General features: G+C 50.0%; 16 protein-coding genes. 10 read left to right on the top strand and 6 right to left on the bottom strand.

All coding sequences use genetic code 11. The features are described from left to right. Positions 1-21: 21 nt before the first annotated feature. A complete protein-coding gene (locus tag L4174_RS22510; RefSeq protein ID WP_248143040.1) occupies positions 22-1317 on the bottom strand; it encodes a sigma-54 dependent transcriptional regulator in 1296 nt (431 codons plus the stop codon). Further along, positions 1314-3131: an ATP-binding protein gene (locus tag L4174_RS22505; RefSeq protein ID WP_248143041.1), complete on the bottom strand. Its 1818-nt coding sequence runs from the start codon at positions 3129-3131 to the stop codon at positions 1314-1316. The genes L4174_RS22510 and L4174_RS22505 overlap by 4 nt, the downstream gene beginning before the upstream one ends. A gap of 243 nt (positions 3132-3374) precedes the next feature. On the opposite strand from L4174_RS22505, the gene pdxH reads away from it, so the two are divergent. Further along, a complete protein-coding gene (gene pdxH, locus L4174_RS22500) occupies positions 3375-4010 on the top strand; it encodes a pyridoxamine 5'-phosphate oxidase (RefSeq protein ID WP_248143042.1) in 636 nt (211 codons plus the stop codon). Between the two features lie 36 nt (positions 4011-4046). Here pdxH and L4174_RS22495 read toward each other — a convergent pair whose 3' ends face one another. The 3 genes from L4174_RS22495 to L4174_RS22485 all read right to left on the bottom strand — a co-directional run bounded on the left by L4174_RS22495 (position 4047) and on the right by L4174_RS22485 (position 7515). Then, complete coding sequence (locus tag L4174_RS22495) at positions 4047-4724, bottom strand: PAS domain-containing protein (protein WP_248143362.1); 678 nt, start codon at positions 4722-4724, stop codon at positions 4047-4049. Positions 4725-5282: 558 nt separating this feature from the next. Beyond that, positions 5283-6473 carry a putative manganese transporter gene (locus tag L4174_RS22490; protein ID WP_248143044.1) on the bottom strand — a complete coding sequence of 397 codons (1191 nt, stop codon included), beginning with the start codon at positions 6471-6473 and terminating at the stop codon, positions 5283-5285. Between the two features lie 85 nt (positions 6474-6558). After that, positions 6559-7515 carry an AEC family transporter gene (locus L4174_RS22485; RefSeq protein WP_248143045.1) on the bottom strand — a complete coding sequence of 319 codons (957 nt, stop codon included), beginning with the start codon at positions 7513-7515 and terminating at the stop codon, positions 6559-6561. A gap of 739 nt (positions 7516-8254) precedes the next feature. On the opposite strand from L4174_RS22485, the gene L4174_RS22480 reads away from it, so the two are divergent. The 4 genes from L4174_RS22480 (at position 8255) to putP (ending at position 14960) form a co-directional block, all read left to right on the top strand. Then, positions 8255-9040: an AraC family transcriptional regulator gene (locus tag L4174_RS22480; protein WP_248143046.1), complete on the top strand. Its 786-nt coding sequence runs from the start codon at positions 8255-8257 to the stop codon at positions 9038-9040. Between the two features lie 363 nt (positions 9041-9403). Further along, a complete protein-coding gene (putA, locus tag L4174_RS22475) occupies positions 9404-12514 on the top strand; it encodes a bifunctional proline dehydrogenase/L-glutamate gamma-semialdehyde dehydrogenase PutA (RefSeq protein WP_248143047.1) in 3111 nt (1036 codons plus the stop codon). A 29-nt stretch (positions 12515-12543) separates the two neighbouring features. Next, on the top strand, positions 12544-13245 hold the full coding sequence (locus L4174_RS22470) for an aldehyde dehydrogenase family protein (RefSeq protein WP_248143048.1): 702 nt from the start codon (positions 12544-12546) through the stop codon (positions 13243-13245). Positions 13246-13463: 218 nt separating this feature from the next. Continuing rightward, a complete protein-coding gene (putP, locus tag L4174_RS22465) occupies positions 13464-14960 on the top strand; it encodes a sodium/proline symporter PutP (RefSeq protein ID WP_248143049.1) in 1497 nt (498 codons plus the stop codon). Positions 14961-15055: 95 nt separating this feature from the next. Here the strand turns inward: putP and L4174_RS22460 are convergent, their stop codons facing one another. Next, positions 15056-15508 (bottom strand): MarR family winged helix-turn-helix transcriptional regulator, encoded by a 453-nt coding sequence (locus L4174_RS22460; protein WP_248143050.1) that lies wholly within the window; start codon positions 15506-15508, stop codon positions 15056-15058. 128 nt (positions 15509-15636) lie between these two features. Here L4174_RS22460 and L4174_RS22455 point away from each other — a divergent pair, with 128 nt between their 5' ends. The 5 genes from L4174_RS22455 to L4174_RS22435 all read left to right on the top strand — a co-directional run bounded on the left by L4174_RS22455 (position 15637) and on the right by L4174_RS22435 (position 21721). Beyond that, positions 15637-16062, top strand: coding sequence for an organic hydroperoxide resistance protein (locus L4174_RS22455; RefSeq protein ID WP_248143052.1), 426 nt, complete (start codon positions 15637-15639; stop codon positions 16060-16062). Between the two features lie 172 nt (positions 16063-16234). Further along, positions 16235-17416 carry a tetratricopeptide repeat protein gene (locus L4174_RS22450; RefSeq protein ID WP_248143053.1) on the top strand — a complete coding sequence of 394 codons (1182 nt, stop codon included), beginning with the start codon at positions 16235-16237 and terminating at the stop codon, positions 17414-17416. A gap of 121 nt (positions 17417-17537) precedes the next feature. Further along, the gene (locus tag L4174_RS22445) at positions 17538-18197 is read left to right on the top strand and encodes a CatB-related O-acetyltransferase (RefSeq protein WP_248143054.1); all 660 of its coding nucleotides are present in this window, start codon (positions 17538-17540) and stop codon (positions 18195-18197) included. Positions 18198-18492: 295 nt separating this feature from the next. Further along, positions 18493-19686: an acetate/propionate family kinase gene (locus L4174_RS22440; protein ID WP_248143055.1), complete on the top strand. Its 1194-nt coding sequence runs from the start codon at positions 18493-18495 to the stop codon at positions 19684-19686. 334 nt (positions 19687-20020) lie between these two features. Continuing rightward, on the top strand, positions 20021-21721 hold the full coding sequence (locus L4174_RS22435; RefSeq protein ID WP_248143056.1) for a ShlB/FhaC/HecB family hemolysin secretion/activation protein: 1701 nt from the start codon (positions 20021-20023) through the stop codon (positions 21719-21721).

The raw sequence follows: 21721 nt of genomic DNA, 5'->3' as shown, positions 1-21721 counted from the left end.
AATTTTGTCAGAGGATTGCTCTCAGAAAGAGTCTTTAAAATCTTCCTTATCTAATCCGTGCTTTTTCATTTTGTCGTACAGCGTTTTTCTTGCTAATCCCAACTCGGCCTGCACATCCTTCAAGCGGCCGTGATGGCGGCGAAGCGCATCACTCAATAATGTGAATTCAAACTGATGTACTTTCTCAGCCAGAGTGGGCTGAGGACTGTCCATATTCAGAGGCTGTTGTTGATCAAATTGATCCCCTAGCAGCACTAAACGTTCGGCCAGATTTCTTAACTCACGGACGTTGCCGGGCCAGTGATGAGCGAGTAGCTTTTCCTTTTGTGCTGTACTCAGAACCGGGGCTTCAATGTTGTAGCGTGAAGCAACCGTGCGAATAAAGTTTTGAAAGAGCAATTCGATATCTTCTTGACGTGCCCGAAGGGGCGGTAAAACAAGAATGCAGTCCCGAATGATTTGATACAGTTCTTCGGTAAATTGGTTTTGCCCGGTCAGTTGCTTCAGGTCTGACTCACTGCTGGCAATCAGTCTGATCCGGTGAGCTGGTTCGGTTTGCATCGATTGTGTCTGCAAAGCCGTGACCAACAGTTGCTGCGCCGGGAGCGGCAACTGGTCAATGTTTTCCAGATACAAACTACTGCCTGAAGCGGATTGCCATTTCCCGCCCTGACAAGTGAGTTCGTCTTCAAATTGTTGCGCTGTGAGATCCTGACACTTCAAGGTGATCATAGGCCGATGCTGACGCGGGCTGTGATCGTGCAGAAACTGAGCCATCATCCGTTTTCCTGTCCCGGATTCTCCCTGCAGTAATACACTTTGAGTGTGATCTTTCAGCTGGTATAACCGTCGTCTGAGTTGCTTCATCGCGAGGTTGTTGCCCAAGATACGAGGGCCCGGACTGCTTTGAGATTCCAGCTCCCGCTTCAATTCCCTGTTCTCAAGGATCAGTTCCCGCTTGTCGCATGCACGTTTCACGACATCAAGCAGATGCTCGGTGGAAAAGGGTTTTTCCAGAAAATCGTACGCGCCTATTCTCATGGCATCCACAGCCGTAGAGATATCACCATGGCCGGTCAGCATAATTACGGGAAGCTCGTCATCAATACTGAGTGCCTGTTTGAGAAAAGTCATGCCATCCATACCCGGCATATTGATATCGGAGATGATGACGCCCGGAAATTGGTTGTCAAAGGCGCTGAGCGCTTGTCGGGCACTGGCAAACAACTGAACCTGATAATCTTCAAGTTCCAGGGTTTGTCCCAGTGAATCACGGACTGACTTTTCATCATCAATGAAGATGACTGGTGGTTTCATTCTTGTTCCTCTTTGCCCAATGGCAGACTGATTCGGAATTCAGCGCCCCCGCCTTCATGATCATGCACCGTCAGGCTCCCTGAAAATAAATCAAGAATACGCCGGCAGATGGTCAGGCCAAGTCCCAGACCGTCCTGCTTGGTGCTGAAAAACGGGGTAAAAATTCTTTGCTTTTGGGTGTTATCTAATCCGGGGCCATTATCCCAGATTGAAATGATCACACGCTGACGACCGGCCTGAACACTGATACCAATTATCCTGTCATGGACGGCATCTTGCGCCTGAATGGCATTCTGGATCAGGTTAATGATGATCTGTTCAAACTGGACCGCATCAATCTTTACCCGAACCTCTTCGTGAAGACTGAGCATCAGTTTGACCTGATGATTGGTCAGGGAAGCTTGCATCAGCTGAATGGCATTTCGGATTGAACCTGTGACATCCACAAAGCTTTCCTGCGGTGTCCCTTTGCGGGCAAAAACTTTGAATCGGGCAATGATATCTGCGATTCGCTGATTCAGATCATTCAGTTGTTCCAGGTTACTGGCGACGGCTTCATAGCGTTCTTTGTGCAGCAACTTGAGGCTGTTTTCGCAATAGGCGCGCATCGCAGCCAAAGGCTGATTGATTTCGTGATTAATACTGGCAGACAGTTCGCCCAGCATAGCCAGTTTCGCGGTCTGGATCAGCTCTGTCCGGGTTTCTTTTAATTCAGCCTGGGTCAGTTCATATTGCTCAATGGCATGCCAGAGTTGTTTGTTCGCCTGATGCAGGTGTTCCGTGCGGTCGGCAACCTGCTCTTCAAGGGTGTCATTTAATTTAGCCAGTGCTTCTTTGGCACTGAACGTCTGCCACCAGTAGATCAGCACCAGAACCAGCAGGATATAAAAAGCGACAAAGAGCAAAACACTTTCAAACACCTCACTGAGGATCTGATAGGTTGGCATGAAGCCGTAGATGACCCATCCTGCTGTATTCATCTCATGATGGGCGTACAGAAACGACTGACGTTTTTTCTGTTGCGGCAACAGAATCATGGCCTGACGACTGGCGTTGAGCTCGTTCAGGCTTGAAACTGCCGTCAGAGCAGTCAGCGGGGGATCGCCATATTGACGGCTCTCCAGCACACTTTGCTGCTGGGCATCAGTCAAGGGAACCAGGCTGTGATAAATCCAGCTGTCGATGGAGCTGTAAAACACCACACCGAAGGGATCGCTGATCACATACTCCAGCTCCTGGTACTGCCAGATTTCATCAACCAGATCCAAATCGATTTTTATCACGATCACACCTTGAACATGCTGGTCGAGACCGTAAACCGGAGCGGAGAAGAAGTAGCCGCGTTTCCCGGAACTGATACCTAAAGCAAAGAACTGCCCCGGGTGGCCTTTCATGGCGTCTTTGAAATAAGGGCGATAGGCATAGTTGGAGCCGACAAAACTGTCGCCGGCCTGCCAGTTACTTGCAGCCAGTGTATCTCCGGTTGCATTCAACAGGTAAATCGTGTCGGCAAGCAGGGTCTTGCTCCAGTAGGTCAGCAGCAGGTTGGTCTGCAACAATTTAGCCTGACGCTCTGTCTTCGGGGCTGCCTCGGCCATCAAAGAGTCCAGGAGCCTTGGATCATGGGCGAGCAGTTGTGGCAGCTGCTGGTAACGTTTCAGACGTTGATCGAGCTTTTCCCCCAGAGAGGAGATGTCATATTTGATCTGCCTGGATTTTTCATCAATAAAGTGCTGCTGCGTGATCAGGCCAATCATGATGGACAGGATTATTCCCAGCCCGGTCAGCAGTACGAGTGTTGTTTTTTTTGGCAAAGCGGCAGACCTGTCTCAGTGCATAGTGAAGAGGACAAATTATCACTTTTTTTCAGATGCCTCTAAAGCTTGTGTCCTTCAGATTGATCCCGATCTTTGTCTGTGTAGTTTATGGCAGGAAAAGACAGCGACTTTGCAGGAGATGCTTGTTTTTCAAGAGGCGACATTGGACAATTCAGGACAAGACTTATCCCTGCTCAGTGGCGCATTTCAGCACCCGGCAGAAAGAAAACGGAGAATACAATGGAGCTGTCTGATATTCGTCGCGAGTACACCAAAGGTGGTTTGCGCCGCCGAGATTTACCTGAGCAGCCGCTGGATTTGTTTAAGCACTGGTTGCAGCAGGCGATTGATGCCGGATTGACGGATCCGACTGCTATGACTGTCGCAACTGTTGATGCCACAGGTCAGCCATATCAGCGGATTGTCTTGCTGAAGCATTTTGATTCGCAGGGCTTTGTGTTCTACACCAATCTGGGCAGCCGCAAAGCCGCTCAACTTGCGGATAACAGTAAAATCAGTCTGCATTTTCCATGGCACCCGATTGAACGTCAGGTACATATCACAGGTGAAGCGGAAAAGCTGTCAACGATGGAAGTGATGAGATATTTTGCTTCCCGTCCGAAAGAAAGTCAGATCGCAGCCTGGGCCAGTAAACAAAGTGCCAGACTGACGGCTCGTCAGGCTCTGGAAGGGAAGTTCATGGAACTGAAAAAGAAATTTTCCGCAGGCGAAGTTCCGTTTCCGACGTTCTGGGGTGGGTACCGGGTGAAAGTTAAATCAATGGAATTCTGGCAAGGCGGTGAACATCGCTTACATGACCGCTTTCTGTATGAAAGAGAAGGTGAAGCGTGGCACATTGACCGCCTGGCACCCTGAACATCAAAAAGGCCACCTGAGCGGTGGCCTTTTATTTTACTCTTTCAGGATAATCGAGAGCTGACTGGTCAGCATGCTTTCGGGGATATGAGAACCAAATCCAAGATCGAGCGCTACATCCAGCAATTCGTTTTTAGAGTTGGCATTAAACTTTTCGCGAAGTTTGATCACATAGTTTTCAACTGTTTTCACTGAAACGTTGAGCACTTTAGCGATGTATTGTGGTTTTTTACCATATAACAACAGGAACAGTACTTCAGATTCGCGTGTATTCAGTTGCACCTTTTGACGATGAAGATCCAGGTTGAAGGAGGTTTGCTGATTGTTGTTCAGTCCGGCGGCCCGGCAGATCCAATGCCCGACTTCCAGAATGGCCGTATCTTTCAGTTCAATACCGGAAAAAATAGTGCCAACCACTTCGTTTTCTTCATTTCGCCACGGCATTTTCGTGAACATATGCGCACGCCAGTTTCCATCTGAATAGGGATGGATATCCAGTACGCGCATACGTTGTTCACTCACAATAACCTGATGGTCTTGGTCCCTGAATGTTTCGGCGCATTCGATTGTCGGACTGGGCATGTCAAAGTCCGTCCGACCGACACAGTCCAGGTGATGGTTGACCCCAATGATTTTTCCATATTCCTCATTGGCATAAACAAAAACCGAATCTTTATCTTTACAACCCCAACATCCAGGAAGCTGATTAAACATATGCAATAAATTGGGATCGAGTGTGTCTTTCACGCTTTAGCCAGATTTTATTATTTTGATGGGCGGGTTAGCTCTGAGTTTAATAGATGTGCGGAATGTTACAATACACGCTTGCTGAAAACTTAGACATTATTGAAATAAATTAGAAAAAAAAGCCGGCCAAACTGGCCGGCAAAGACAAGAGTTTGACTCCTAAGAGTACAATCCTGTACGACGTGTAGAAGAGGTATCCAATCAAGTTCATGACTTTGATATGAGGGTAAATATCAAAGCAACCTCATTGGCATGTATCCAGATTCGGATACTGCAGTCAGTGAAAGAGAGGGTTTCTATCACTGCCTACAGATGCAACTATAGTGAATGACGCTCATTAGGTTAAGGGGGGAAATCACCTATTGACAATGCTTTGAAAGTATGATTTTTAATTGATAGTAATTCTCAATATGCGATTAAGTGCTATTAAACTCTGAGAGTTGGCGTCTAAGATATTAAAAAATCGACCTCAGGTCGATTTTTTTTGCATATTTATTTTGACGATAATCCAGAACGGCGAGTTCATCATTCAAAAAGCCAGTAAAAACCATAAGAAATCAGAATTGCGGGGATACCGGAGTAGACTGTCGCCAGTAAGGCCGCTTTCGGCGCCAGCGCAATAGCCGGAAAGAGTGCGTCACCATCGTTGCTGATCGCGTTACCCAGCTGCGCAGACAGGGGGATCGCGCCCTGAATATACAGTGAGGTCACCAGAATTTGCGGTCCACAACCTGGAATGAGACCGATCATGACACCCAGCAGGGGCATGACGGGTGACCAGGTCGTGAAAAAGGTGGCTAAATCCCATCCCGTTATTCGCATCACGATTTCAAAACACAAAAATGCCCCGATGACCCAAGTTGTGACGAAATTGGTATCTTGCGCAACCCTCTGGAAGAGTTTGGCTGTGGCCGGTTTTGGATCTTCGGAGACGGCGTCCTGATAATTTTTGATGTCCCTGCTCAGTGACCAGAGCACCATAGCGGTCAAGGCAAAAATGGCCCCTAGCGTTGACGTGGATCCCTGAGGAAAATGGAAAACCGTATCAAGATCGATCTGGAATGAGCCGGAGACGGCAACGAAAGCGCTTGGAAGCAGCAGCCATTGCCAGAAATAGCCTTGCCAGCGAAGGGAAGTACTTTGAGTATCTGACTGGGGATGGTGATGCTCAGGAGCCAAAATTTCACTTTGAACCGGTTGCATAAATGTACCGCCGTGCAGGGTGTCTACCAGCCAGCCTGAAATCATTCCGACGGTTAGTCCGACGCCAACGGTGAATAATCCGGTGAGCGGCTTGGCTGCCAATAACAGAAAAGCAGCATCACCCATGGTCGCGGTCAGTACCGCCACGACAGAACCAAAGCTGAGTCGGCCCCGGACAAACTGGGTCATGACGATAATTGCTCCGCCGCAGCCGGGTAAGGCGCCCATGACGGCCGCAAAGATGACCTGAAATCGCTGGCTTCTCTGAAGATACGCGCTGATCTTGGTGTTGTAGCTCATTCTGGCTGAGACTGCATGATAAACGGTCAATGTTGCGGCGACATACGCAGCTACTTGCCAGAAAGCATCCGCAAGAACGGTGACGGTCATTTCTCTGGTTGCTGGGCTGACCAGCATCGCAAACAGAAAAACCGGAAAAAGAAACCGCTTGTTGGTCAATCGCCAGCGTTGTCTTGTTTCCCGGAGCTGCAAAGATTTTATCTGGGATACCATGGGCACTCTCTACTTATAAATAAGAACTATCCTCATTTAATATTAATTGAGAGTGATTATCAATTGTATTTGTGGCGCTGGATGCTCAGATGATATTCAGTGTCTTTAAAAGAGTCAGCCCCAGACTGCAGGTGAACATCGAGCCTACTGTCGTCATGGCAATGATATTTGCGGCTAGATTGGCATTTGCGCCCATTGCTCTTGCCATGACATAGCTTGCAGCCGCTGTTGGCGCGGCACTCATCAGAAAAATGATCCCTAATTCGTTGCCGCGAAAACCGTATATATAGCCGGCAAGCGTGATCAATCCCGGAGCGATGATCAAGCGTGCGATCGATGAAAGATTGGCATGGGATGATTCCTGTTTCAGCTGACGCAGATCCAGGCTGGCTCCGGTACAGAGCAATGCCAGTGGTAAGGTCATGTCGGCAAAGTATCGGCCCGATTGCATCAGAACTTCAGGGAGCCGGATTTCAAGGACAGTAAATGGCAGGGCACTGCAAATGCCGATGATCAAGGGGTTCTTCAGAATCGCTTTGAGGACGTAACGATGATCAAGGGAAGCGGAGGCTGCGCTGGAGCGACTGAGCGTGATCACGGCCATAATATTGTACAGCACAGTGATCACAGCAACATAGAGTGCTCCCACAGCGATACCGGCATCACCGTAAGCATTGGCAACATAAGCCAGCCCAATAATGCCGGTGTTCGCCCGAAATGCGCCCTGGACAACAACACCACGTTCATTCGGCTCCTTGATCATTTTTCCGGCCAGCGTTTCAAACAACAGAAAAATAATAACATTTGCGAGTGCGGCAAACAGATAAAGGGATCCATTGCCCAGCCGGTGAATGTCGGTATTGATCAGATTCAGAAAGAGAAGCGTGGGTAAAGTGACCGTGAATACCAGTTTTGATCCGCTTTGTATAAAGGCTTCATTGATAATTCCCCAGTGTTTCAGGGCGATACCAAGCGCCAGCATCAAAAAAATCGGGCCGGTGACCGTAAAAGAGAAAGAAAACTGTGTCAGAAACTCACCCATTGTATTTCCTTATCTCAATAGGTCTGGGGGGAGGCTGAAGTTCAGTGAATATTACTGATCCTGTTTTACCACAACGCCTGTAAAGTGGCAGTAACCAACCGATTTATTTGTCAATTTCGATGTTTTACCCGTGGCGGGTAGTCGCTGGTCTCTCTCAACCGGAAGATATCCGGCCAAATGCCATGCAACACATGATTTTTACTCTGGAAAAATGATCAAGCTGGGATAATTAACGGGCTGTGTCATTTGGACTGGAAAGATGATCAAGCTGGATCTTTATTGCAGGATCTGGTGTGAGCCAGACGGCGTCTCAGTAAGTGACAGAACAATGATCAAGGGAAGATCAAACGGCTTTTGGATCTTCCGGGAGCGTTGACAGGGATAACGTTCAACATGAACGGAACAATGATCAAGACAAATTGATTTAAGTTATTGATTTATCATTTGTTGCATCCGGGGTGATTCCCGGATGGATCTTTTCAGTCGATTGCCAATGCGGCTGACTGAAAATTCATCGGGATAAAATTGAAATGACACTGCCCGTAAAAAGTTGAGTCTTGATCACGCTTCCGAAGCCTCGTGATCGCTTTTTCCGGGGGATACAGGAAAGATGATCAAGGTTGAACTGATGCGAGCGAATAATTGAGACGTCTCTTTTCTTTGCTGATGCTTATCTATTATCATTCTGCATCCATTTCGCCTGATACAGGGCGACGTTTGAATAACGCAGGAAGAACAGATGAAGGATATGTCCCCTCTGTCAGGGTTCAAACCTGCGGAGATCATGAAACTGCCGGAGCATATGGATCACCACAATCATGGTTACAACCAGGTGGTGATTGCACTGGCAGGACAGACTGAATTTGATATTGAAGGATGCGGCAGTCTGGTGTGTCCCGGTCAGGGTTGTCTGGTGACGGCGGATTCAGAGCACGGTTTTTCCGGCATTGGTCATAATGAGATTTTGGTACTGAACGTGCCGGTTACGGAAACTGCACCTGACTATCCGGTCGAGCGGATGCACAGGCTGTTTGATCAGTCTTCGTATTTTCATCTGGATAATCAGGCGCAAACCCTGATTCGTGCACTGACGGCCGAAATGCAGGCCAATCCGGATGACTGGCTGCTCAGTAAAGCCTGCACAGATACATTAATGTGCGTCTTACAGCGACACTTTAAACCCCTGGCGTCTGAGCGGTATCTGCCAAGGTTAAATATGGATGCCATCGATCACTACATTCAGCAGCATCTGTCCCGTAAGATCACGGTGGCGCAGATGGCCGGACTGGTGTTTCTTGGAGAGAGCCAGTTCCACTTGGTGTTTAAAGAGCAAACCGGGATGACGCCGCACCAGTATGTGCTGCTGAAGCGTCTGGAGTTTGCACGCCAGCTGATGGAAGAGCCGAGGCTGAGTCTGGCGCAAATCGCACAGTCATCCGGTTTTGCCAGCCAGAGTAACTTTACACAGGCGTTCTCCCGTCACTTTGGGGTCTCACCAGCCAAATTTCGCCGTCAATGGATCTGACGGCCGCCAGCCCTGACTTTCTTTATTCTCCCAAAGCATAAACCGATTCGCTTTTATATTTCTCTGCCGCTATTTCTGCTGCTTTTCTCACAGGTCACTTTTCACTGAATTATCTTTTCAGGCACCCGGGTTGCTGTTTCTTACAGCAATTAAAAGTGAAAACAGCATTTTTTGCTAATTACTTGGGTCTAATTTTGTTATAAAGCGGACTTTTTCGACAAATGATCGGAGTTTTTGGTAAGACTCTGCGACAGGTACAAAATAAAATCCCCCGTTAAAGTAACACTGGTGTAACATTTATCCTGAATCACATGTCAAACTGTGTTGATGGTTATTCAGGTCCACTATATTGAGGGAATGACTATGTTCAATGCGGCAGATGCCCTTCAGCCATCTTTTATTGAGCAACCTTTAGATGCACTATGGCAGCAGATCTCACCGCTTTATTCGGTTGATGAATCTGCCTGGCTGGAACAACTGTTGCCTCTGGCTGAGCCTTCTGAACAAGAGCGTCAGTACACCACGGATAAGGCCACCAGCCTGATCGAACAGGTGCGTGCTGATCGCAGTGCAATCCAGATGATTGATGCCCTGTTGCTGGAATACAGCCTGGACACAAAAGAAGGCATTTTGCTGATGTGTCTGGCCGAAGCCCTGTTGCGGATTCCTGATGCAGCGACAGCAGATGCGCTGATCCGCGATAAGCTGAGCGTTGCGGACTGGAAGACTCACCTGAAAAACTCCGATTCCCTGTTTGTGAATGCATCCACCTGGGGTCTGATGCTGACCGGTAAAGTGATCAGCATGGACGCCAAGCAAGATGGCAGCCCTGCACGTGTGATCAACCGCCTGACGAATAAAATGTCTGAGCCGGTGATCCGTAAAGCGATGCATCAGGCCATGAAAATCATGGGCCACCAGTTCGTGCTGGGCCGTACCATTGGCGAAGCCATGAAAAATGGTCAGTCGAAGCGCGATAAAGGGTTCACCTATTCGTTCGATATGCTGGGTGAAGCGGCACTGACGCAGGACGATGCCAAGAAATACTTCAACGATTATATTGAAGCGATTGAAGCCGTTGGCCTGAACAACAAAAAGCATTCCAATTCACCTTGCCCGACCGTTTCGATCAAACTGTCTGCATTGCACCCGCGTTACGATGTTTCTAACGAAGACCGTGTCCTGACAGAAATGTTTGACACCGTGCTGGAACTGCTCAAACGCGCCCGCGAACTGAACGTTGGCATCACGATCGATGCGGAAGAAGCCGATCGTCTGGAACTGTCTCTGAAACTGTTTGAAAAACTGTACCGTTCAGAAGAAGTGAAAGGCTGGGGCCGTTTTGGTCTGGTCGTTCAGGCGTACTCGAAGCGTGCGCTACCTGTTCTGGCCTGGCTGGCAGCACTGAGTAAAGAACAGGGGGATGTGATCCCGCTGCGTCTGGTAAAAGGTGCGTACTGGGACAGCGAACTGAAACTGTGTCAGCAAAGCGGTTACCAGGGTTATCCGGTATATACCCGCAAGGAAGCGACAGATACGTCTTATCTGGCTTGTGCGCGCTTCCTGTTGTCGCCACACATTCGTGGCCTGATCTTCCCGCAGTTTGCAAGCCACAACGCTCACACGGTGACTGCAATTCTGGCAATGGCCAAGCACCGTGACTTTGAATTCCAGCGCCTGCACGGCATGGGTGATGCGCTGTATAACCACGTGATGGCGCTCTATGGCGTGAACGTCCGTATTTATGCGCCGGTCGGCAGCCATAAAGATCTGTTGCCGTATCTGGTTCGCCGTCTGCTGGAAAATGGTGCGAACAGCTCTTTCGTCCACCGTCTGGTTGATGCCCGTTGTCCGATTTCGGATCTGGTTCAGCATCCGGTCGATATGCTGCGTTCGCGTCCGACGCTGCATAACCATCTGATCCCGTTGCCAAACGATATCTTTGGTGCTGATCGCAAGAACTCTGCCGGTATCAATATTGATATCGCTTCTGAGTGGCAGCCATTCCGTGAATCCGTTGAAGCTTATGCGGAGCACCACTGGACTGCTGGCGCGATTGTGAACGGCGAAATGCAGAGCGGTGACATTTACAAAGTGACTGCACCTTATGACCGTCGTGAATCGGTCGGTGAGGTTGCCTTTGCCAGCAGCGAGCTGGTGGCGAAAGCAATTGATGTTGCCGCTGAAGCTTTCCCGGCATGGTCGGCGACTCCGGCTGCGGAGCGCGGTGCCTGCCTTCAGCGTCTGGCAGATCTGCTGGAAGCCAATACCGGTGAGCTGGTTGCGCTGTGTCATCGTGAAGCCGGTAAAACAATTCAGGACAGTATTGACGAGATCCGTGAAGCGGTGGACTTCCTGCGCTTCTATTCGCATCAGGCTGCCACTGAATTTGCGGCAGGGAAACCTGTGGTGGGCTTTGACGGACAGGAACGCACACTGACCTATCAGGGACGTGGCGTGTTCGCCTGTATCAGTCCATGGAACTTCCCGTTGGCCATTTTCCTCGGTCAGGTGTCTGCGGCACTGGCGGCAGGGAACACTGTGGTCTGTAAACCGGCAGAGCAAACATCTCTGATTGCATTCCGTGCCATCCAGATGATGCTGGAAGCCGGTGTTCCGGCGGGTGCGATTCAGTTTGTTCCGGGTCGCGGTGCAGAAGTGGGTTCAGTGCTGACTTCAGATGCCCGAATCGCCGGTGTTGCCTTTACCGGTTCTACAGAGACTGCACAGCGCATCAACCGCACACTGGCGGCGCGTGATTGCGATCCGGTGCCGTTTATCGCAGAAACCGGCGGCCAGAACGCCATGATCGTCGACAGTACCGCGTTGCCGGAGCAGGTCGTCCGTGATGTTGTTCGCTCTGCCTTTGCATCTGCCGGACAGCGTTGTTCAGCGCTGCGCGTTCTGTTTGTGCAGGAAGATGTTGCAGACCGCGTGGTCGGCCTGATCAAAGGAGCGATGGCGGAACTGAAGGTTGGCCGTCCTGAGCTGCACAGTACAGATGTTGGTCCGGTCATTGACGCAACTGCGAAACAGAAGCTGCTGACGCACATTGGCGCCCTGAAGAACCAGGCCAAAATGGTTGCGCAGGCATCGGCCAGCGCGGATTGCGCCCATGGTGACTTCGTACTGCCGACAGCGTTTGAAATTCGCGGTATCAATGTGCTGCAAAATGAGAACTTTGGTCCGATTCTGCATATCGTGCGCTTCAAGGCCAGTGAGCTGGATCAGGTGATTGATCAGATCAACCAGACCGGCTTTGGCCTGACGATGGGTGTTCACAGCCGTAACGAACGTACTTACAGCCATATTGAGCGTCGTGCCCGTGTCGGTAACTGCTATATCAACCGTGATCAGGTGGGTGCTGTGGTCGGTGTTCAGCCGTTCGGTGGACAGGGACTGTCTGGTACAGGCCCGAAAGCAGGTGGTCCGCACTACCTGTATCGTTTCACGAAAGATGTGTTCACTGCGTAATGGCTGCCGGAATTGGAAAGGAATTAAAGATGACAACAAGTATTCAAGCACTCGTCGATCAGAGCAATGCAGCCTGGGAAAACTGGAATAACCTGGGTTTTGAAAAACGGATCACTCAGCTGACTCAGTGGAGCAGCAAGCTGGAATCTGACGTGGCGGCGATGGTGGCATTTCAGTGCCGGAACGCCAATGCACATGTTGCTGAAACGGAACTGATGCCAGGACCCACGGGTGAAACCAATGAACTGTACTGTGCAGGCCGCGGCATTTTTGTGGTCACGGCAGATGCAGATACACCTTTGGTTGCGGTTGCCGGTCAGCTGACGGCAGCGCTGGTGACCGGGAATACGGTGTTGCTGTGCCTGCCGGAAGGCTTTGCGAAATCAGCGCAGCAAATGGTGTCTGAACTGGAGCAGGCTGAACTGCCGAAGGGCGTTGTGCTGCCGGTCAGTGCCGACAAACTTGATGACATTGTACGCCATACCGCTGTTGCCGGTGTGGTTTATGCAGGAAAACGCGAGACAGCGCTGTCGCTGTCCCGTGATTTGGCAGCCCGAGACGGGCTGCTGGGTCAGCTGATTGCTGAGTCTGACTTCGAGTCTTACCCGGTGATTGGCAGCCCGACTTATTCGCTGCGTTTTGTGACAGAAAGAACGCGAACCATCAATATCACGGCAGTTGGCGGTAACGCGACACTGCTGGAGTTGGGGAGCGGCGAAGAAGTACATTAAGTCGCTGAATACTGTTACCTGTAACTCGTGACCTAGACCGCGGGTCGGTTGACCGGCGGTTTTTTTAAACAGGATAAGGGTTTGCCGGCACACGGCAAATCTGAAGGTACGTTGTACGTGGTGGAGCAGTGGGCAGACGACCAAAAGGCTGAAAAGGATCAGCACCATTCAATAAGCTCCTGCTGTGACGGGAGCAACCAAAATGAGGGAACTCAATCATGATAGAAAATAGCTTTGCTATCACAGGTACGTTTATTGTGTATCTGATTGTAATGCTGGCAATCGGGTATTACGCCTATAAACGCACAGCAGATTCATCAGACTACTTCCTGGGCGGTCGTTCACTGGGCCCGTGGCCTGCGGCATTGTCTGCCGGTGCATCTGATATGAGTGGCTGGCTGCTGCTGGGTCTGCCCGGCTATGCTTTTGCTGCCGGTATGGAGTCGCTGTGGCTGGCTGGTGGCCTGCTGCTGGGTACATGGCTGAACTGGCTGATTTGTGCCAAGCGTCTGCGTACCTACACAATTACTGCCGATAATTCGATCACGATTCCTGAATATCTGTCGAATCGATTCAAGGATAACTCTAAGTTAATCCAGACAATTTCAGCCTTCTTCATTTTGATGTTCTTCCTTTTCTATACCAGTTCCGGCTTGGTCGCAGGCGGTAAACTGTTCGAAACCGTATTTGGTCTGGACTACAAAATTGCTGTGGTTGTCGGTACGCTTTGCGTCGTTTCCTATACGCTGTTTGGTGGCTTCCTGGCGGTATCCTGGACTGACCTTGTTCAGGGCCTGCTGATGAGTGCTGCACTGTTGATTGTACCTATCGCTGCAATGCAGGGCGGTTTCGGGGATCTGGCTGCTTCTCTGGAAGCGAAGAACCCGGATCTGATGACTATATTCAACGACGTGAAAGGTCAGCCGCTGACGGCAATCAGCATTATTTCTCTGGCGGCCTGGGGCCTGGGCTATTTTGGTCAGCCGCACATCCTGGCGCGTTTCAATGCGACCCGTTCCAACAAAGACATTGGTACGGCTCGCCGTATCGCCGTGACCTGGACTGCACTGTCCATGGCGGGGGCGATTCTGGTTGGTCTGGTCGGCATTTTGTATGTGGATAACCAGCTGGCCGGCGATCTGGCTGATGGCGAAAAAATCTTCATGCTGCTGGTGAACTCCATCTTCCACCCAGTGATGGCTGGTATTCTGCTGGCGGCTATTCTGGCGGCAATTATGAGTACGGCGGATTCTCAGCTGCTGGTTTCTTCGTCTGCACTGGCAGAAGATTTTTATAAGCAAGTGATCCGCAAAGATGCTTCAACTGAAGAGATCGTGATGGTCGGCCGTGTGGCTGTGATTGTACTGTCAGTGATTGCCCTGATTCTGGCGATGAATCCGGACAGCACGGTTCTGGGTCTGGTTTCTTATGCCTGGGCCGGATTCGGTGCGGCATTTGGTCCTGCGCTGCTGCTGAGCCTGTTCTGGAAAGATATGAACCGGAATGGTGCACTGGCAGGTATCATTGTGGGTGCACTGACTGTGGTGATCTGGAAACAGCTGACCGGCGGTATCTTTGATATGTACGAAATCGTTCCCGGATTTGTTTTCGCTCTGATTGCTATTGTGGCTGTCAGCAAGGCCACCGGCGGTGCGTCTTCAGACCTGCACGAACAGCATGCTACGTTCGAGAAAAACCTGAAAGCGTTCGATTAATTACTGCTTTTATTTGTCTGAACGAAATGCGCAGCCCAGGCTGCGCATTTTTTATTGTCATCCCTCAACCACCGCCTGTGGTAGTGATTATTGGGTTACTCCAGCCCGGACAGCGCCGCATACAGTGCATCGCAGGTGTCTTTCAGCGTTTTGAGTGATGTCAGCGGCATGTCGACTTTACACAGCAGCGACGCCGGGACTTGTGCGGCTTGCTGCTGCATTGCCTTTCCTTCGTCCGTCAGGCTGATTTCACGAACCCTTTCGTCCGTTTCGCTTCTCCGGCGAATGACCAGTCCTTTACTCTCCAGTCGTTTCAGTAAAGGCGTTAATGTGCCTGAATCCAGGTGGAGTTTTTCTCCCAGCGCTTTCACGCTGAGACATTTTCTTTCCCACATGACCAGCATGACCAGGTATTGCGGATAGGTCAGGTTCAGTGCATCCAGCATCGGCCGGTAGGCTCGGATCATGGCGTTTGAAGCACTGTAAAGGGAGAAACAGATCATGTCATCCAGCGTGATATTGGCTGGAATTTGCGGGGCATCAGACATGGTGGGTCACCTTGAATCGATCGCTTTCAATTAAATTGTGCACAATATACTTGCATTCAACATTTGGATCGATCTAATATTGCTCACAACTTAATTGTGTGCAATTTAATTAATCCGGGAGAAATACGATGAAAACAGTTTATACCACTTCAGCAAAAGCACTGGCGGGTCGCAATGGTCAGGTAGCAACCGATGACGGATTACTGAGTGTATCGCTGAGTTACCCGAAAGCACTGGGCGGAACCGGTGAAGCGACCAATCCTGAGCAGCTGTTCGCTGCAGGTTATTCGGCCTGTTTTTCGAATGCTGTGCTCCACATTGCCCGTCTGCAAAAGCTGGCTCTGAAAGAAGCACCCACGACGGCGCAGGTGCAGTTGCTGGCCAAAGAGGACGGTGGATTTGCTCTGGCCGTCGATCTTGAGGTGGAACTGGCGATGGAAAACGAGGCCGCGATTGCACTGGTGAAAGCCGCGCATCAGGTTTGTCCGTATTCCAATGCTGTCAGCGGCAACGTTGCCGTGGGCCTGAAAGTGAATGGTATTTCACTGAACTAAATACGGCTGGTGACCTTGCCATCTGTTCATATCCCGGTACGTTGAAACCGGGATATTCCCTCCTGTTTTCAATCGCTGATCTGACCAGATTCAAAATCAGAGAAAATTTAACTTTAGATTTCTCTCAAGATGCCGTTATTAAGAAGAAGAAAGAATTGTCTCAAGAGGGGTTATGTCACAACTCGGTTTAGGCGTCTGCCTTGGTATTGTATTGCTGATTGTGGCGGTTTCCCGGTATTTTGCTCTGATGAAAGAAGTCCGCGAGGCAGCCAGAGAGCAGGCTCGCAGGGACGAAAAATACCGCCAGGTATTAGAACAGGCAAAGGCTGTTGAACACGAAGAAAAAGTCAGAAAGGCTCAGTCAGGTCATATTCCAAGCATTCTGTCATTAGCGAAGGAAAATGAAATTGGCAATCTCCGTGAAGCAGTCAGTTGGTACCAGAAAGCCGCTGAGCTTGGTAACGAAATTGGACAGAATGCGCTGGCAAGATTATGCCGCCAGGATGTTGATGATCCGCATGGTGAGGCCAGGTCTCGCTATTGGACTTGTATTGTCAAAGCAAATCATAATGACCCGGAAGCCTTGTTTGAGCTGGGCCGTTATGAAATTCGGGGATACGGCACTGCCATCAATACCGCTTCGGGTGTCGGACATCTGATCCAGGCGGCAGAAATGGATTATGTGCCGGCGCAGCTGTTTCTCGGCGACTGGTATGTGGTGGAATCGAATCCGTCCCCATCACCCCGCAGTGCCTTCTTCTGGCGGCTGAAATCAGCCGTGAACAGAGATCCGAAGGGCTGTATTAAGGTGGCCTATTGTTATCAGACGGGAATTGGCGTAGCCAAAGATCGTCGCCGTGCAATTTACTGGCTGGAAAAAGCCACAGAGCTGGGCAGTGTGGAAGCACAATACCTGGCGGGTAAAATGCATCTGAACTATGACCAGCCTGTCACCAATGTGACGGATGCGGCTGTTGCTTATATCTGGTTCTCCGTTGCTTTTGCATCTGGCTATCAGGATGCCAAGAAAGAACGGGACATGGCGGTACAGCATGTCGGGATTGAATCCATTCTGAATGTGCAGAAAGTGGCGAAGCAGATTTATAAGCTGGTTCATAATCCGCCAGTTCCTGAACATGCCATTATGGACTTGCTGGATAAAGTGTATGACCGCTCTAAATATCGTCCGACCGACGCAGAGCTGGACGGCGCACTGGGCCGCATCAATGAAGATATAGATCAAGTGGATTATCAGACCGCTGCACCCGCTGCGCCTGCGCAGTCTGGGGGAACCGGTTCTGCTCCGACAAACTGGAGCGGAGACATGGTGACGACAGAATCCTTCACATCCTGACCCCGTTTTTTCCAGCCGCGCCAGAGGTCTGTCTTAGTTGATGGACAGTAAAGCGCGGCTGGCTCATTCCGCTACGTTATACTTATGCAGTACTTTGGCGCAAGATAGTCTAGAGGTAGCCATGGCAACTATCTTTCCCTCCTGGCTCGGCGGATACGAGCTCAATAAGAAAATTACAAACCCGAACATCATTGTCGGCGACTTTACTTATTATTCCGGTTATTACCACGATAAACATTTCGAGGATTATTGTGTCCGTTATCTGATGGGGGATCACTGCACCAAGGCCGTGTGGGATTCAGGTATCTTTGGGGATGTGGATAAGCTGATTATCGGCAAATTCTGCTCCATTGCATCTGGCGCTGTGTTTATGCTGGCGGGGAATCAGGGACACAGACATGACTGGATATCTTCTTACCCGTTTGATGTCAGCGAATTTGGCGATAAGGTGAAAACGGGCTTTGCCCGGGTCGGAGATACGGTCATTGGCAATGATGTCTGGATCGGCTCTGAGTGTGTGATCATGCCCGGCGTTCACATTGCCGATGGTGCCGTCATCGGGGCCAGAGCCGTCGTAACGAAAGATGTGCCGCCATACAGTGTTGTGGTCGGTAACCCGGGGCGCGTCGTCAAAACTCGCTTTAATGCGGAAGATGTGGCCAAGCTGCTTGAAATGAAATGGTGGGACTGGCCGTTATCGACACTGAAAGCCAATATGGACGTCATGTGCAGCCATGATGTGGATACCTTGTATCAGCGATTCCTTTCTTTTTCGGAGTAGCCGGAAAGCGGCTCTCCCGATTCCTGTTTGCCATTTCAGATACTGTTTCTCATCTCAACATTTTGTTGATGCTTTGCTCAATATTTTTTGATGCATTGCAAATAAGTTTGAATTTTTTACACTTTAATTGAATGTTGAGTTGAATGTATCAAAAAAAATTGAGTAATATGGGGGCAGCACAAGATGCTCTGAACCTGTTGCTCCACATCAATTTCTGAGCATCTGTGCTCGACAACCTTTGTTGTCAGGCGGCACTCTGTGCCAAATCAGCCGATAATCTTCTGGTGGGAACCCCATGAGCCATTCTTTAGTACTAGTGATTAATTCCGGAAGCTCCTCGCTTAAATTTGCCCTGATCGATGCCGTGAGCGGCGATGCCCGTCTGACCGGACTGGGGGAGTGTTTTGGTCTCAGCAACGCTTCTGTCAGCTGGAAATATGACGGTGAGAAAGCAAGCTGTGCGCTGGAAGCCACAGGAAACCATCACCAGCAGGCCATTGAACGCTTGGTGACCCTCCTGGAGGAACTGGGTCTGAAACAAGACATCATTGCGATTGGCCATCGGGTGGTACACGGCGGTGAGCGATTCAGTGAAACAGTGAAAATTGATGAGAACGTACTCAGTCAAATTGATGCACTGAGTGAACTGGCCCCGCTGCATAATCCGGCACATGTGATCGGCATTCGTGCAGCGATGAGCGCCTTCCCGTTTCTGCCTCAATATGCAGTGTTTGATACCGCTTTCCACCAGAGCATGCCAGCCAAAGCTTATCATTATGCTTTGCCGCAAAAACTGTATCAGGACTATGGGATCCGCCGTTACGGTTTCCACGGCACCAGCCATTATTTCGTCAGTCAGGAAGCGGCAAAACAGCTGAGTAAACCGGCTGAAAAAACCAATGTAATCACAGTTCACCTGGGCAACGGCGCGTCGATTTGTGCTGTGCGCAATGGCAAAAGTGTCGACACCAGCATGGGATTCACGCCGACAGCAGGTCTGATGATGGGTACACGCTGTGGCGATTTGGATCCGGGTATCATTGATTTTCTGATGAGCAAAGGCTGGAGTCAGGGGGATTTGCAGCAGGCACTGAACAAAGAAGCGGGCTTTTTGGGAGTCTCGGGCCTGACCAGCGACTGCCGAGGTATTGTTGAAGCCATGGAACAGGGCCATGAAGGCGCAACGCTGGCCTTTGAAATCTTCACCTACCGCGTTGCGAAATATATTGCTTCTTACATGGTGGCACTGGACGAGCTGGATGCGATCGTCTTTACCGGCGGTATTGGTGAGAATTCATTGCCGGTGCGCAGTGCAGTGCTGAAACACCTGAAGATTTTTGGTTACCGTGAAGATACCGCGGGGAATGAACAAGCCCGCTTTGGCGAGAAAGGCATCATTACCAAGCCGAATACCCCGGTTGCCATGGTGATCCCAACTAACGAAGAGTGGGTGATTGCCAAAGAATCAATGGCGCTGCTGCACGCCTGAGTCCATCAAATCAAAAAGATTTTCTGAATTGACCAACGGCCCTGAGTTTGACTCGGGGCCGTTTTTTTACAAGCATTTTTAAACTTTAAATTTCATACCCAAGTGATGCTGGTCGCAAGAATTTATCGGCTATGTAAATAAATTTAATTTTATGTAATGAATCATCATTACCAAATAAATAAGTAAACCTTAATTTTTATTTAGATAAATTATTATTTTCTAATTCATTTTTTATTCAAACTCATCCGGGAACTATTTATTGCATATTGAGAAAGGATCTCAATGTGCTTCTGCTTTTTCTGTTATTTCGCGACATGATTGAATCTGTCCGTAAATGAAGCCGTCTCTCCCGGACATTGCTGTCGAATTAGGTGTTATGCATTATCGCTTCGCATTTTTATTGTGGATGTCTGCCAGTGTGCCAGCACAGGCGGCGGTACTTTCGCCTGCCGTTAAAAGCGGGATTGAATCGGAACAGGCAGAACGGCTGCAATCTATTCAGGCATCTCAACAAGCGCTGGAACAATTACAGCCGCTGCCATCTGCCTTGCCTGTGTCTGAGGGGGATGAGGCGCAGTGCTTTGTGGTCGACACCGTGATCCTGAAAGGAAACCGGGTGATCACAACGGAAGCTTTATTGCAGGCGTTACCATTTCGCCCGGGCGATTGTATTGGCATTCACGCGATCAACAATATGCTCAAGGTGATCACCAATACGTATGTTGAACATGCCTATGTGACTTCCCGGGCCGTATTGCTCCCGCAGGATTTGTCGGATGGTGATCTGGAGATTGAAATTCTGGAAGGCCGGATGCAAGCGCTTAAGAATAACGGCCAGCCCTCAGCCCGTATCCAGCGACTGTATCCTGCGGAAGCAGATGAAATCCTGAATTTAAGGGATATTGAGCAGACACTGGATCAGATTAACCGGTTGTCGCGGTATAACGCAACGGTTCAGCTATTACCGGGCAGCGAGCCGGGCGACAGCATTGTGAACATTCAATCTCAGTCCGGTCCGTGGTGGCAGGGAGAGCTGGGGCTGAATAATGCCGGTCAGGAAAGTACGGGCGAGCAGCAGTTGTCCCTCACGCTGGTGGCTGAAGATATCTTTGGAGTTTATGACAACTGGAGTTTGTCGGGCTCGAAAAGTGCAGCCTTTGTCAATGGCCGGGACAGTCAAAGCCTTCAATTCAGTGTTGGGATCCCTGCCGGTTACTGGACCTTCGGTTACCGGTATGCCTACAGCGATTATCTGACAACGGTCGAAAGCCAGAGTTTTTCTTTTGCGTCCAGTGGTGAGACCCAGAGTCACGGACTGGATAGTCAGTGGCTGTTTTTCCGGGACAGTATGAGTAAGTCATCACTTCGATTCGTACTGAACTACGACGGCGTGAAAAACTACATCGACGATACCCAACTCAAAGGCAGCAGCCACAAACGCATGTCCGCCAGTGTTTCGGTGGAATACAGCACGCGTCTGGCGGGTGGGTTTCTGACATTCTCTCCTTTATACGAACGTGGACTGGCTGTGCCGGGAAAATCATCTGCAACGACCGGGCAGCCTGATGATGAATTCAATAAAAGCACGTTGACGCTTAATTTTTCTTATCCGCTGTCGCCTGAATGGTCTCTGTCCACTACCGCATTTGCTCAAATTGCAACCAATTCGCTTCCGGGGAGTGCGCGACTGAGTGTGGGTGGCGAATATTCGGTGCGCGGATTTAAAGGCCAGTCACTGTCGGGCGATGCGGGTTATTACTGGCGCAATGATCTGAATTATGCCCTGGGGACGTTCCCCTGGCTCGGTCAGATCAATCTGGGCCTGTCACTGGATACGGGAGCGATTCATCCGGACAGCACTCCGGATAATCCTGATTCATTTGAGCGCGGCCATCTTACCGGTGGTGCACTGGCGGTTCGCAGCCAGTCGGTGTTTCACCAGAGTTCCGTTTCCGTTGGTTGGCCGATTGAGCATCCATCCTGGTTGCAGGCGGACGATTATAGCCTGAATTACCGTTTGTCACTGAAGTTTTGA

Source organism: Photobacterium sp. CCB-ST2H9, from assembly GCF_023151555.2.
Taxonomy (GTDB): Bacteria; Pseudomonadota; Gammaproteobacteria; order Enterobacterales; family Vibrionaceae; genus Photobacterium.
Note: the sequence above shows the minus strand (reverse complement) of the source record. Positions and strands in the feature narration are given on the sequence as shown.